Genomic DNA, 13161 nt, shown 5'->3' on the forward strand with positions numbered 1-13161 from the left:
CGTCGCGGGGATGCGTCGGCCGGCGTGATGTGGCGCCGGGCTCAGCCCTGGCGCGTGCGCAGTTTTTCCAGCACGCCGTCCAGGGTGTCCAGGTCGGTGTAGTGGATGATCAGCTTGCCCTTGCCGCCACGGCCGTGGCTGATCGCCACCTTGGCGCCGAGCGCTTCGGACAGCTCGGTTTCCAGCGAGGCGATGTCGGCCTGCTGCACCTTCGGCGTGGCCACCGGACGGCTGCTCGGCACCTTGCCGGCGGCGAAGGCCTGCGCGCGCCGCTCGACCTCGCGCACCGACCAGCCTTCGTCGGCCGCTTCCTGGGCCAGCTTGCCGGCCAGTTCGGGGGCCAGGGTCAGCAGCGCACGGGCATGCCCCATTTCCAGGCGGCGGGTTTCCAGCAGCAGGCGGATCGCCACCGGCAGTTCCAGCAGGCGCAGCAGGTTGGACACCGCCGCGCGCGAGCGGCCGACGGCCTCGGCGGCCTCGGCATGGGTGAGGGTGAACTCGCTGATCAGGCGCTGCAGCGCTTCGGCTTCTTCCAGCGGGTTGAGGTCTTCGCGCTGGATGTTCTCGATCAGCGCCATCGCGATGACGGTGCGGTCTTCCAGCTCGCGCACCACCACCGGCACTTCGTCCAGCCCGGCCAGCTGCGATGCGCGCCAGCGGCGTTCACCGGCGACGATTTCGTAGTTGCCCGCCGGCAGCTGGCGCACCAGGATCGGCTGGATCACGCCCTGCGACTTGATCGAGTCGGCCAGCTCGGACAGCTTGCCCTCGTCCATTTCGCGGCGCGGCTGGTATTTGCCCGGCTGCAGCTGGCCGACCGGCAACTTGCGCAGCACTTCCCCCGGCAGCGGCTCGATCACCGCCGTGGTGGCCTGCACCTGGCTGACCGCGCCCTTCGGGCCCAGCAGCGCGTCCAGGCCACGGCCGAGGCCTCGCTTCTTGGCTGCCGGCTTGCTGCTGGTCATCAGACGGTCTCCACGGCCTTGGTGGCCTTGTTGCGTTCGTTGTTGCGGCGGATGATCTCGCCGGCCAGGCCCAGGTAGGCCACGCCACCGCGCGAGGCGCGGTCGTAGCCGACGATGCTCTGGCCATGGCTGGGTGCCTCGGCCAGGCGCACGTTGCGCGGCACGATGGTGCGGAACACGCGATCGCCGAAGTGCTCGGTGAGCTCGGCCGACACCGCGTTGGCCAGGTTGTTGCGCACATCGAACATGGTGCGCAGCACGCCTTCGATCTCCAGCGCCGGATTGAGGTCGGCACGCAGCGCTTCGATGGTTTCCACCAGCGCGCTCAGGCCTTCCAGGGCGTAGTACTCGCACTGCATCGGCACGATCACCGAATCGGCGGCGGCCAGCGCGTTGAGCGTCAGCAGCGACAGCGCCGGCGGGCAGTCGATCAGGATGTAGTCGTACTCGTCGCGGATCGGTGCCAGCGCGCGCTTCAGCCGCTGCTCGCGCTCGCTCTGCGCCATCAGCTGGATCTCGGCGGCGGTCAGGTCGATGTTGCCGGGCAACAGGTCGTAGCCTTCGGCGGTCTGCACGCGTACATCGGCGGCGCTGGACTCGCCCAGCAGCAGATCGTAGGTGGAGGCGGCCAGCTCACGCTTGTCCACGCCGCTGCCCATGGTCGCGTTGCCCTGCGAATCGAGGTCGACCAGCAGCACACGCTTGGGTGCATTGGCCAGGGAAGCGGCCAGGTTGACGGCGGTCGTGGTCTTGCCGACGCCACCCTTCTGGTTGGCGATGGCGATGATGCGGGCCATGCGGGTGTGCCTCGTCGACGGATGGTTGGGACCGGTCATTATGCGTACAACCGGCCCCTTGCGGAAATCGTGGATCGCCAACCCGTTGTTCCACAAAGGGCTGGCGGCGGGAATCAGGGACCTGTAACGGTGACCAGGTGGCGTTCGCCGGCCAGGCCGGGCACGCTCAGCGGGGTCACCTCGCGCACCTGCCAGCCCGCCGGCAGTTCCGCGATCTCCTCATGCGGGTAGACGCCCTTCATGGCCAGCAGCACGCCACCGGGGCGCAGCAGATGGCCACCGACGCGGACGATGCCGGCCAGGGTATCCATTGCGCGCGCGGTCAGCTGGTCGTAACGGCCGGCCTCGTCCAGCGCCTCGGCGCGCGATTCGGCCACGCGGGCATTGCCCAGGCCGAGCTGGCGCACGGCCTCGCGCATGAAGCGCGCCTTCTTGCCATTGCTCTCGACCAGGGTCACCTGCAGGCCCGGGCAGGCGATGGCCAGCGGGATGCCGGGCAGCCCGGGCCCGGTGCCGAGGTCGGCCAGGCTGCCATCGGCCACGAACGGCTGCATCGCCAGCGAGTCGAGCAGGTGGCGGGTGACCATCTCCTGCGGGTCGCGGATGGCGGTGAGGTTGTAGGTGCCGTTCCAGCGGTGCAGCAGGGCCAGGTAGCGCAGCAGCGGCGGCGCCAGCGCGGCATCCAGGCCCATGCTGGCCAGGCCCTGTTCCAGCGTGGCAGCCACGCTGGCGGGAAGTGGGTGTTCGCTCATGCCGGCATTATCGCCGGTTTTGCGCGCTGATTCCCCGCCTCAGTGCGGATACCAGGCCAACGCCGCCCGGAACTGACCGGTGGCCTGCCATTCGTGCAGGTGCCAGCGCGCGGCCTCGCCCAGTTCCGGGTCGCACCAGCGCAGGTGCAGGGCGCCATCGGCCCCCGGCGCCAGCTGCAGGCGGTGCAGGCCGAACGAGATACCCTGGCCGTGCGCCTTCAGCATCGCTTCCTTGGCGCACCACACGCGGAAGAACCAGTGTTCGCGGTCGGCCTGGTCCAGGCTTTCCAGCCACGCCACCTCCTCCGGGTGGAAGAAGCGCTGCACGATCTCCAGCAGGCGGGCGCGCGGCCGCAGCAGTTCCAGGTCCACGCCCAGCCGCACGCCTTCGCCCAGCGCCACCAGCAGCACCTCGCCGCTGTGGCTCCAGCCAGTGCCGTAGTGGGCCAATGCGCCGCTCAGTTCCGGCCGGCCCTTGTCATCGCGGACCAGCGGCAGCGTCTCCGGATCGGCCCCGAGGGCCTGCGCCAGCACCTGCCGTGCCTGCGGTTCGCCGCGATGGCCGGGCACGTGCGGGCGCCGCCAGACCGTCACCGGACCAAAGCGCCACGGGCCGTCGAGGGTGGCTGGCAGGCTCATGCGCACGCGCCCGTCACACGATTGCACGACGGGTTCACGGCCGTGCGCGTCAACTGGTCACCGTTCCCCACCGGAGGTTCGATCATGGGCATCATCATCTGGCTGATCGTCGGCGGCATCGTAGGCTGGCTGGCCAGCATCATCATGAAGCGCGATGCCCAGCAGGGCATCATCCTCAACATCGTGGTCGGCATCGTCGGCGCGCTGATTTCCGGCTGGCTGTTCGGCGGCGGCATCAACGAAGCGATCACCATTCGAACCTTCCTGTTCTCGCTGATCGGTGCGGTGATCCTGCTGGCGATCGTCAACCTGTTCACCCGCAAGAGCATACGCTGACGCGGCGGTAACGCCGGCCGCTGGCCGGCGGGCCTTTCAGAACGGGCCCGGCAATCGCCGGGCCTCGTTCATTCAACCGATCTGTACCCACGCCGGCGCATGGTCGCTCGGGCGTTCCCAGGTGCGCGGCTCGCGGTCGATGCCCGAGGCCACCGCACCGCTCTTCAGCGCATCGGAGACCAGGGTCAGGTCGATGCGCAGGCCGAGGTTGCGGCGGAAACCGGCCGCCCGGTAATCCCACCAGCTGAAGGTACCCGCCTCGTCGTTGTGCAGGCGGAAGCCATCGTGCAGGCCCAGCTGCAGCAGCTTGGTGAGCGCGCCGCGCTCGGCGGTGGAGGTCAGGATGTGGTTGTCGTTCCACACCTCCGGGTCGTGCACGTCGCGGGCGTCCGGGGCGATGTTGAAGTCGCCCATCACGATCAGCTTCGGGTGGCGCTGCAGCTCCTGCGCGACCCACGCATGCACCGCTTCCAGCCAGCGCAGCTTGTACTCGTACTTGTCGGTACCGATGTCCTGGCCGTTGACCACGTACAGGTTGATCACCCGCAGGTCGCCGAAGGTACCGGCGATGACGCGCTTCTGTTCGTCCTCGAAGCCGGGAATGCCGATCTGCACGTCCTGTGCAGGCTCACGCGACAGCAGCGCCACGCCGTTGTAGGTCTTCTGGCCGGCGAACACGCTGCGGTAGCCGGCGGCGATCAGCGCAGAGTCGGGGAACTTGTGGTCCTCCAGCTTGGTTTCCTGGATACCGACGATGTCCGGGCCGAAGTCCTTGAGCCACTGCTCCAGGTGCGGCAGGCGGACATTGAGCGAATTGACGTTCCACGAGGCGATTTTCATGCGGGCATTCTACCCGGGTGGCCGGGATGGGGGCGGCCCGGATTCCCGTGTAGAGCCGAGCCCACGCTCGGCTGCATTGACCAGGCACCCAGCCAGGAGCAGCCGAGCGTGGGCTCGGCTCTACAGAAGAATCGGGCCCTGATTCAGTAGTGCCACGCCCTGCCTGGGTTCACCGCAGCAGCAGCTTCAACAACCCCACAATCTTCGAATACGGCGGGCGCAGCCGGTCACTGGCCGCCCAGCGCGACTGCCACAGCACCGGCAGCCGCTTGCTCATCGCATCGAACCCGGCCCGGCCGTGGTACGCGCCCATACCGCTGGCCCCCACCCCGCCAAACGGCAGGCCATCGGCGGCGAAGTGCAGCAACGTGTCATTTACCGTCACGCCACCGGCCGCCACCTGGCCGAGGATGCGCTCCACCGTGGCCGTGTCATGGCTGAAGGGATACAGCGCCAGCGGCCGGTCGCGGGACAGCACGTCGGCCAGCGCGGCATCCAGATCCGGATAGGCCCGCACCGGCAGGATCGGCCCGAAGATTTCCTCGCGCATCAGGTCCAGATCGTCGGGCGGGTCCAGCACCACGGTCGGCACCAGCAGACGCTCGCGGTCGGCGCGCGCCTCATCCACCTGCGCCAACGGAATCACCGGCACGCCACGTTCGCGCGCCTGCACCAGATAGCCCTGCAGGCGCTGGTACTGGCCCTCGTTGATGATGCGCGTGTAGTCGTCGGCATTGCTGAAGTCGCCATAGCGCTCGTGCACCTGCTGCTGCAGCGCCTGTACGAACTCGCGCTGGCGGACCGTATCGATCAGCACATAATCCGGCGCGATGCAGGTCTGGCCCGCGTTGAACCACTTGCCGGTGGCCAGCCGCGCAGCGGCTTTGTCCAGCGGAAAATCGCGGCAGACGATGGCCGGCGACTTGCCGCCCAGCTCCAGCGTGACCGGCACCAGATGCTCGGCGGCGGCGGCCATCACCTTGCGGCCAACGGCCGTCGAGCCGGTGAACAGCAGATGGTCCAGCGGCAGCGAGGACACCGCCGCGGCCACATCCGCCCCGCCCTGCACCACCGCCACCCGATCGGGCGGGAACACGCTGGCCAGCAGATCAGCTAGGAACGCACTGGTGCGCGGCGTGTGTTCCGAAGGCTTCAGCAGTACGTGGTTGCCGGCAGCGATGGCGGTGACCAGCGGCACCAGCGCCAGCGTGACCGGGTAGTTCCACGGTGAGATCACCCCGACCACGCCCAGCGGCGTCGGCCGCAACTGCGCGCGCGCCGGCCACAGTTTCCATCCCGCCGATGCCCGCTGCGGTTTCGACCAGCGCCGCAGGTGGCGGCGCAGGTGGTCGATGGCCGACAGCACACTCATGCCATCGGCCAGCTTCGATTCGACGTGGACGCGGTGGCCGAAGTCCTCGGCGATGGCCTGGGCCATTTCATCCAGCCGCGCCTTCAGCGCCTCGCGCAGACGACGCAGGTCGGCTTCGCGCTGGTCGAGCGTGGGCCGCTGCGACTGCCAGGCACTGCGCAGGGAGTGCAGGATGGCGGGAAGGTCGGCGGGGGCGGTGGTGGTCATGGGCCGATTGTAGGGTCGAGCCGTGCCCGGCTCGCATGCCAACCTTCACGCCGTGGCACGGGGTCTCATTCGGACACCTCCCGACCGCCTTGCATGCGTTCACCCCCTCATGCAAACCCGTCCATCACTACGTCTTCTGCTGGTCGGTAGGTTGTGCCGGGCAAGACTGGGGTTCTGGCAACTCAAGCGGAATCTTGATCGGGTACTCGGGGCTGCCGTAGGCATAACAGGAGGTGGTGACCTGAATCTCATCGCAGGGCAGGAAATGTACGGTGATGCCGCAGACGTCCTGGCCGGTGTAATCCGGGACGGAGACGACTTTGCTATGCCTGCGCTTCTGCGCCAGGATTTTCTTCTCCCACTCCAGAAATTTTGGCCAGTCTCTGGTTCCAGGAAAATCTCTCGAGCTTCCGGCACCCGTTTCCCAGTCAACCCGCACCGTCAGCCCAGAATGCCAGCGTTCTGGTGCGCTGTAGCAGCACCCTCCACCGCCGCCTTGATATCGGCCAATGCTGTCAACGGCTGAACGGCCATCGACACTGAACCGGTTGATCGCCCAGTGGGTGTGGTTGACACCATAGATCGCACTCGCATCCACAGCATAGGCAGATAGGAGCAGAGGTGGGCCGGCAAGAAATGCCAGCACCACGCGCTTCAAAACAAGCATCATTGAAACCCCATAATGTATAGCCCTCATACTTTGTCCGAGGGAACGAATGCGCTACTCAGGCGCAAACTCCAGCCGCCAATCACGCAGGAACTTGACCTCCCGCGCGATCAGTGCTGATCCTGCTGCGGACGCGTCGGATAACTGTTCGCCCGACATTGGAATCCTCTTCAGGGGGACATTCCGATCACCTACGAAGAAGTGGGGCGTAAAGCAGTAAGGCTCATCGCCCGATTCCGTGGGCTGCTTCACCAACGTCGCAAACACGGCATTCGTCGGCATGCTCGGTTTGGCGCCTGAGCACCACGGATGCGACGAGACGATGTCCTGAATCCGCGCACCAGCCCGACGGAACTCCGTGGGACTGAAAACCTTGCCGAGAGAGACTCGATGCACCCGATAGGTGTCGACTTCCGGTTGCGCCTCGACAAGCCATCCTGAGTTGTCATGCGATGTGCAACTGCAATCGCAGGTCACCAGTCTTGCGCTTGGTACGGCGTCGTTCCAGGACAGCCAGACCGTCTCTGTCTCGCATAGTTGCTTGATCACGGGCGATCTTTCCTCGACTCGCAGGCTTCCCTGCCGTGTCGCGTCGTCGGCAGCTACATGCGTTTCTGCGCCAGCCGCTGACGCTGAGACAGTGATGATCGCTGCCAGAAGTACCCTGCGCATTCCCCGATCCGATTCGATGAATCACACATGCTATGGGGCGTACGGATGAACAAAGGGAGTTCGGGCCATTTGCGTCAGACGTTGGCAGTTCTTGCTAGAAGTCCCCGTCTTCCGTGTGGCTGGATACGTCATCCCGCACCGGTACGATCAAATACTGGGCTGATATGTAGATTCGTACTTGTTTCATTGCCGCACGACGTCAGCGCGCTGAAGGTAGTATCCCACCTCCAATAACATGCGTAGATGCGACGCGTATTTGCATTTCTGACCGGATGTCTTCTCGTGGCCGGAGCTTCCGATGCCAGCGAGCAGTCCATTGATGTCGCGGCAGTCGGCCTGAACGCCGAGCGCGGACACATCGACGGCATTGAGCGCTGTCTGTTCGCGTCTGCGGAACTCTGTGCCGCGCGTTGCGCGGTCGCCGAGCATGGCTCGGCGCTACAGGGAAAAGAAAAGGCCGCGGTCTGCACCGCGGCCTTTCCTTCATCCGGTGAACATCATTCCTACTTGGTGATATCCACGTTCTTGGTCTCGCGCAGGAACAGGCCGCCGATCACCACCGACATCAGTGCGATCGCAATCGGGTACCACAGGCCGTAGTACAGGTTGCCGGTACCGGCCACCAGTGCGAACGAGATCGCCGGCAGGAAGCCACCGAACCAGCCGTTGCCGATGTGGTACGGCAGCGACATCGAGGTGTAGCGGATGCGGGTCGGGAACAGTTCCACCAGGTAGGCGGCGATCGGGCCGTAGACCATGGTCACGTACAGCACCAGCAGCCACAGCATGAAGATGGTGCCGGCGATGTTGATGCGCGCACCATCGGCCTTGGCCGGGTAGCCGGCGGTGGTCAGCGCGGTCTTCAGCTCCGCGCCGAACGCATCGGCCTTGGCCTTGCCTTCTTCCTTGGTCAGGCCGGCGGCCTCATACGAGGTGACGCTGGCACTGCCCACGTTCACCATCGCCAGCGAACCGGCGGCGGCGGGCTGCACGTCGTACGGCACACCGGCCTTGGTCAGCGCGGCGGTGGCCACGTCGCAGGAGCTGGTGAACTTGCGCAGGCCCACCGGATCGAACTGGAACGAGCAGGTGGCCGGGTCGGCGACGACCAGTGCCGGGGAGCTGCTGCGCGCTTCTTCGATGGCCGGGTTGGCGAAGTGGGTCAGGCCCTTGAAGATCGGGATGTAGGTGATGGCCGCCAGCAGGCAGCCGGCCAGGATGATCTTCTTGCGGCCGATGCGGTCGGACAGCCAGCCGAAGAAGATGAAGAACGGCGTGCCCAGTGCCAGCGCTGCGGCGATCAGCAGGTAGGAGGTGGTGGCATCGACCTTCAGCATGCTGCTGAGGAAGAACAGCGCGTAGAACTGTCCGCCGTACCAGACCACGGCCTGGCCAGCCGCTGCACCGAGCAGGACCAGCAACATCAGCTTCAGGTTGCCACCCTTCAGGCTGTCGCGGAACGGGGTCTTGGAGCCCTTGCCTTCAGCCTTCATCTGCTGGAACAGCGGCGATTCGCTCAGCTGCAGGCGGATCCACACCGAAATGCCCAGCAGCAGGATCGACACCAGGAACGGAATGCGCCAGCCCCAGGCTTCGAACGCCTCGTTGCCCAGCGTCATGCGGCAGGCCAGGATGATCAGCAGCGACAGGAACAGGCCCAGCGTGGCGGTGCACTGGATGAAGCTGGTGTACAGGCCACGCTTGTCGTCCGGCGCGTGCTCGGCCACATAGGTGGCGGCACCGCCGTACTCGCCGCCCATCGCCAGGCCCTGGGCCAGGCGCAGGATGATCAGGATCACCGGTGCGGCAAACCCGATCGAGGCGTAGTTGGGCAGCACGCCGACCAGGAAGGTCGAGATGCCCATGATCAGGATGGTGACCAGGAAGGTGTACTTGCGGCCGATGCGGTCGCCGAGGCTGCCGAAGAAGGCCGCGCCGAACGGGCGCACGAAGAAGCCGGCGGCGAACGCCAGCAGGGCGAAGATCATGCCCGTGGTTTCATTGACGCCACTGAAGAACTGCTTGGCGATGATGGCCGCGAGCGAGCCGTACAGGAAGAAGTCATACCACTCGAAGACCGTGCCGAGGCTCGAGGCGAAGATGACCTTCTTGTGGCCCTTGGTCAGGGTGCCCGCTTTATGTGCGGTGCTGGGTGTACTGGACATGGGACGCTTCCCCTCCGAAGCAATCGTTGTTGGTGGGTGCCGACCGTTGGTCGGCACTCAATTCGGTAGATGCCGACCTTGGCCGGCACCCCATCTCGGTAGGTGCCGGCCGCCGGCCGGCACGCTCTTAGAAGCTGTACTTCGTAGTGAACTGCAACCGGGTGATGTCACCCTTGTTGCCGTTCTCCACTTCGCGACGGCCATACATCAGCTCGGCGCCGATATCGACCTTGGGCAGCGGCGAATAGAAGATGTTGCCGCGGATGCTCTGCACGCTCTTGGTCACCAGCGGGCCGAGGATGCTGTCGTTGTCGTAGTCGCTGCGCGCGTAGATCAGGTTGGTGCGCAGCTTCGGCGAGAACGCATGCCGCCAGCCGACATAGCCGGCCAGCACGCCGGTCGGGTTGAGTTCGTCGCGGGCCACGTCATAGGCGCTGTCGGCAGTGATGCCCAGGCCGATGTAGCGGGCGATGCCTTCGCCACCGGTCAGCTGGTAATGCAGCGAATCGCTGTCACCCATCACCCACTTGCCACCCAGGGTCAGGCCGCCGGCCACCTTGTCGGCCTTCGCGCCGGTCGCCTGGTTGTCGACCTTCAACTGGCGGACGATGCCGCCGACACCGAAGGTGCCCCAGTCGCCCTTCCAACCATAGCGCAGGGTCAGGTCGGGCAGGCTGCCACGGTCGGAGTTGGCGCTGGCGTTGGTCCAGGCGCCGGTGACCGGGTTGCGGGTGCCGGTGAGGGTGGTGGTTTCCGGGTTTTCCAGCGCGACGCTGAAGCCACCCTGGGTGTAGCGCACCTGCGCCTGGCGCACGAAGATCACGCCGTCGGTGGGGCCGACGAAGTCGACCGCTTCGGGTAGTGCGGCCGCGTCCATGAAGTTGGACCAGGTCTGGCCGGCCAGCCAGTTGTTCCAGTACATGTAGGCGTGGCGCAGGGTCACGCCGTAGGTATTGGTGGCGGTCTGGTTGCCCAGTGAGTTGCCGAAGAAGTCCATCTCGAAGAACGCACCGGCCTTGTTGCCCGATTCGCTGACGTTGTCGATGCCCAGGTTGAAGCGCGAGAACTTGGCATGGGCGTTGAAATCGGTGCCCGACCGCTTGCCGCTGCCGCCAGCGCCTTCCACCGGGGTCTGGCCCGGCAGGTACAGCGAGCGGCCGGTGGCGTCGTCGGCCAGCTGGCCATCGCTGGTCTGGGTGGCCAGGAAGTCGGCCTTGATGAAGCCGCCGATCTTGACCGTGGTGCCCGGTGCCGCGCCCGGGGTGAGGGTGGTGACCTGGATCGGCTGCTTGCCGGCCGGCACCTGTGCGACCGGCTTCTGCCCGGCCTGCACCGTGCGGACTTCGGTCACCGCCTGCTGGGTCTGGCTGATCTGGGTCTGTTGTTGTTGCTGCGAAGACAGCAGCAGCTGGACCTGGCGTTCCAGTTCGGCAACGCGTGCTTCCAGTGCCTTCTCTTTGGCGGTCTCTGCGAACGCCATGCCCGGTGCGACCAGGGCGACCAGCAGGCAGGCCGCCAAAGGTGTGCGCACGGCTTTCAACGTACGGTGGCTCATGTTGCCCTCTCTCCCAAGTGGCAAGGTGATGCCGCGCGTGGGGCACGGTCGAGCCGAGACTGCGGGGCGATTATGTATAGCGGCTATTCGCCATTGGTCGAACCCGGCCCTGCAGGGCGCTCACTTTCGACCATGGTCTAACCAGGGTGGTGACGCGGCCGGGGGTGGATGGGGCAAACTGAGGGGGATCGGTCGTTGCGATGCTGCGACCGCACATACAAAGTCAACGTGCAAGTGAGGGTGCCATGGCTGATATCTACCCCGTCGATCCGCAGTTCGCCGCCAAGGCACGCATCGACAAGAAGACCTATGAACAGCAGTACCAGGCGTCGGTAACCGACCCGGATGGATTCTGGGGCAAGGCCGCCGAGCGCCTGCAATGGATGCGCAAGCCGACGAAGATCAAGAACGTCAGCTACGACCTGTCCGACTTCCACATCAAGTGGTTCGAGGATGGCGAGCTCAATGCCAGCGTGAACTGCCTGGATCGCCAGCTCGAGACGCGCGGCGACAAGACCGCCCTGCTGTTCGAGCCGGACGGCCCGGATGCACCGGCCCAGCACGTGACCTATCGCGAGCTGTATGAGCGCACCTGCCGCCTCGGCAATGCGCTGCGCAACCTCGGGGTCAAAAAGGGCGACCGCGTCACCATCTACCTGCCGATGATCATCGATGCTGCGGTGGCCATGCTGGCCTGCGCGCGCATCGGTGCGATCCACTCGGTGGTGTTTGGTGGCTTCGCGCCGAACTCGATCGCCGACCGCGTCAGCGACTGCCAGAGCAAGCTGATCATCACCGCCGACGAAGGCTTGCGCGGTGGCCGCAGGATTCCGCTGAAGGCCAACGTTGATGCCGCGCTGAAGCTGCCGGGCACTCACACGGTTGAAACCGTGCTGGTGGTGCGCCACACCGGCGGCGCGGTGGACATGCAGGCCCCGCGCGACCGCTGGTTCCACGATGTGGTGGACAGCCAGCCGGCCACCTGCGAACCGGAACGCATGAACGCGGAAGATCCGCTGTTCATCCTCTACACCTCCGGTTCCACCGGCAAGCCGAAGGGCGTGCTGCACACCACCGGCGGCTATCTGCTGTACGCGGCCTGCACCCATGAAGCGGTGTTCGACCTGCGCGAGGACGACATCTACTGGTGCACCGCCGACGTCGGCTGGGTCACCGGCCACAGCTACATCGTGTACGGGCCACTGGCCAACGGTGCGACCTCGCTGATGTTCGAAGGCGTGCCGAACTATCCGGACACCTCGCGCTTCTGGAACGTCATCGACAAGCACAAGGTGACCATCTTCTACACCGCCCCGACCGCCATCCGTGCGCTGATGCGCGAGGGCGAGGAGCCGGTGAAGAAGACCTCGCGCGCGTCGCTGCGCCTGCTCGGCAGCGTCGGCGAGCCGATCAACCCGGAAGCCTGGCGCTGGTACTACGAAGTGGTCGGCGACAGCCGCTGCCCGATCGTCGATACCTGGTGGCAGACCGAGACCGGCGGCATCCTGATCTCGCCGCTGGCCGGTGCGATGGACCTCAAGCCGGGGTCGGCCACCCTGCCCTTCTTCGGCGTGCAGCCGGCGCTGGTCAATGCCGATGGCGAGATCCAGGACGGCCCGACCGAGGGCAACCTGATCATCCGTGACTCCTGGCCGGGCCAGATGCGCACGGTGTACGGCGACCACCAGCGTTTCATCGATACGTATTTCCGCACCTACCCCGGCAGCTACTTCACCGGCGACGGTTGCCGCCGCGACGAGGACGGCTATTACTGGATCACCGGCCGCGTCGACGATGTGATCAATGTGTCCGGCCACCGCATCGGCACCGCCGAAGTGGAAAGCGCGCTGGTCTCGCATCCGAAGGTGGCCGAAGCGGCGGTCGTGGGCTTCCCGCACGACGTCAAGGGCCAGGGCATCTACGCCTACGTCACCTTGGTGGCCGAAGAGGCGCCGAGCGATGAGCTGCACAAGGAACTGATCGCCTGGGTGCGCAAGGAGATCGGCCCGATCGCCACACCGGACCACCTGCAGTGGGCGCCGGGCCTGCCGAAGACCCGCTCGGGCAAGATCATGCGCCGCATCCTGCGCAAGATCGCCGAGAACGCACCGGACCAGCTCGGCGACACCTCGACCCTGGCCGATCCATCGGTGGTGGCGTCGCTGGTGGACGAGCGCAAGGTGCGATGACGTAC

The 13161-nt window shown here is 66.0% G+C and carries 13 protein-coding genes; 2 read left to right on the forward strand and 11 right to left on the reverse strand.

The window, feature by feature from the left end; all coding sequences use genetic code 11:
* Positions 1-41: 41 nt before the first annotated feature.
* From ACUDTM_RS12195 to ACUDTM_RS12210, 4 genes are all read right to left on the reverse strand, one after another.
* The gene (locus tag ACUDTM_RS12195; protein WP_049415931.1) at positions 42-965 is read right to left on the reverse strand and encodes a ParB/RepB/Spo0J family partition protein; all 924 of its coding nucleotides are present in this window, start codon (positions 963-965) and stop codon (positions 42-44) included.
* Positions 965-1762, reverse strand: a complete 798-nt coding sequence (locus ACUDTM_RS12200; RefSeq protein ID WP_088496652.1) for a ParA family protein — start codon at positions 1760-1762, stop codon at positions 965-967. The genes ACUDTM_RS12195 and ACUDTM_RS12200 overlap by 1 nt, the downstream gene beginning before the upstream one ends.
* Positions 1763-1875: 113 nt before the next feature.
* Complete coding sequence (gene rsmG, locus ACUDTM_RS12205; RefSeq protein WP_012481632.1) at positions 1876-2514, reverse strand: 16S rRNA (guanine(527)-N(7))-methyltransferase RsmG; 639 nt, start codon at positions 2512-2514, stop codon at positions 1876-1878.
* Positions 2515-2553: 39 nt separating this feature from the next.
* Positions 2554-3153, reverse strand: a complete 600-nt coding sequence (locus tag ACUDTM_RS12210; protein ID WP_061480448.1) for a 4'-phosphopantetheinyl transferase family protein — start codon at positions 3151-3153, stop codon at positions 2554-2556.
* Between the two features lie 84 nt (positions 3154-3237).
* On the opposite strand from ACUDTM_RS12210, the gene ACUDTM_RS12215 reads away from it, so the two are divergent.
* Positions 3238-3489: a GlsB/YeaQ/YmgE family stress response membrane protein gene (locus ACUDTM_RS12215; protein ID WP_005411656.1), complete on the forward strand. Its 252-nt coding sequence runs from the start codon at positions 3238-3240 to the stop codon at positions 3487-3489.
* Between the two features lie 72 nt (positions 3490-3561).
* Here ACUDTM_RS12215 and xth read toward each other — a convergent pair whose 3' ends face one another.
* The 7 genes from xth to ACUDTM_RS12250 all read right to left on the reverse strand — a co-directional run bounded on the left by xth (position 3562) and on the right by ACUDTM_RS12250 (position 10967).
* Complete coding sequence (xth, locus tag ACUDTM_RS12220) at positions 3562-4329, reverse strand: exodeoxyribonuclease III (RefSeq protein ID WP_088496651.1); 768 nt, start codon at positions 4327-4329, stop codon at positions 3562-3564.
* 169 nt (positions 4330-4498) lie between these two features.
* Positions 4499-5908 carry a coniferyl aldehyde dehydrogenase gene (locus ACUDTM_RS12225; protein ID WP_088496650.1) on the reverse strand — a complete coding sequence of 470 codons (1410 nt, stop codon included), beginning with the start codon at positions 5906-5908 and terminating at the stop codon, positions 4499-4501.
* A 127-nt stretch (positions 5909-6035) separates the two neighbouring features.
* Entirely contained in the window at positions 6036-6575 is a 540-nt protein-coding gene (locus ACUDTM_RS12230; RefSeq protein ID WP_445391344.1) for a DUF3304 domain-containing protein, read from the reverse strand.
* A 54-nt stretch (positions 6576-6629) separates the two neighbouring features.
* A complete protein-coding gene (locus ACUDTM_RS12235) occupies positions 6630-7124 on the reverse strand; it encodes a hypothetical protein (RefSeq protein ID WP_143592515.1) in 495 nt (164 codons plus the stop codon).
* Between the two features lie 306 nt (positions 7125-7430).
* Positions 7431-7676, reverse strand: coding sequence for a hypothetical protein (locus ACUDTM_RS12240; RefSeq protein WP_088496647.1), 246 nt, complete (start codon positions 7674-7676; stop codon positions 7431-7433).
* Positions 7677-7750: 74 nt separating this feature from the next.
* Complete coding sequence (locus tag ACUDTM_RS12245) at positions 7751-9412, reverse strand: MFS transporter (RefSeq protein ID WP_049412037.1); 1662 nt, start codon at positions 9410-9412, stop codon at positions 7751-7753.
* 127 nt (positions 9413-9539) lie between these two features.
* Entirely contained in the window at positions 9540-10967 is a 1428-nt protein-coding gene (locus ACUDTM_RS12250) for a DcaP family trimeric outer membrane transporter (RefSeq protein WP_057494015.1), read from the reverse strand.
* 245 nt (positions 10968-11212) lie between these two features.
* On the opposite strand from ACUDTM_RS12250, the gene acs reads away from it, so the two are divergent.
* Positions 11213-13156: an acetate--CoA ligase gene (gene acs / locus ACUDTM_RS12255; protein WP_353080492.1), complete on the forward strand. Its 1944-nt coding sequence runs from the start codon at positions 11213-11215 to the stop codon at positions 13154-13156.
* The last annotated feature ends 5 nt before the right edge of the window (positions 13157-13161 follow it).

It is taken from the genome of Stenotrophomonas maltophilia group sp. vghtpe118, from assembly GCF_052605195.1.

Excerpts from the sequence above, each read along its gene's own strand:
- ACUDTM_RS12240 (WP_088496647.1), bottom strand. The coding sequence starts at position 7,676 with ATGCTCGGCGACCGCGCAACGCGCGGCACAGAGTTCCGCAGACGCGAA.
- ACUDTM_RS12215 (WP_005411656.1), top strand. The coding sequence starts at position 3,238 with ATGGGCATCATCATCTGGCTGATCGTCGGCGGCATCGTAGGCTGGCTG.
- xth (WP_088496651.1), bottom strand. The coding sequence starts at position 4,329 with ATGAAAATCGCCTCGTGGAACGTCAATTCGCTCAATGTCCGCCTGCCG.
- acs (WP_353080492.1), top strand. The coding sequence starts at position 11,213 with ATGGCTGATATCTACCCCGTCGATCCGCAGTTCGCCGCCAAGGCACGC.
- ACUDTM_RS12195 (WP_049415931.1), bottom strand. The coding sequence starts at position 965 with ATGACCAGCAGCAAGCCGGCAGCCAAGAAGCGAGGCCTCGGCCGTGGC.
- ACUDTM_RS12230 (WP_445391344.1), bottom strand. The coding sequence starts at position 6,575 with ATGCTTGTTTTGAAGCGCGTGGTGCTGGCATTTCTTGCCGGCCCACCT.
- ACUDTM_RS12245 (WP_049412037.1), bottom strand. The coding sequence starts at position 9,412 with ATGTCCAGTACACCCAGCACCGCACATAAAGCGGGCACCCTGACCAAG.
- ACUDTM_RS12200 (WP_088496652.1), bottom strand. The coding sequence starts at position 1,762 with ATGGCCCGCATCATCGCCATCGCCAACCAGAAGGGTGGCGTCGGCAAG.
- ACUDTM_RS12225 (WP_088496650.1), bottom strand. The coding sequence starts at position 5,908 with ATGACCACCACCGCCCCCGCCGACCTTCCCGCCATCCTGCACTCCCTG.
- ACUDTM_RS12250 (WP_057494015.1), bottom strand. The coding sequence starts at position 10,967 with ATGAGCCACCGTACGTTGAAAGCCGTGCGCACACCTTTGGCGGCCTGC.
- ACUDTM_RS12210 (WP_061480448.1), bottom strand. The coding sequence starts at position 3,153 with ATGAGCCTGCCAGCCACCCTCGACGGCCCGTGGCGCTTTGGTCCGGTG.
- rsmG (WP_012481632.1), bottom strand. The coding sequence starts at position 2,514 with ATGAGCGAACACCCACTTCCCGCCAGCGTGGCTGCCACGCTGGAACAG.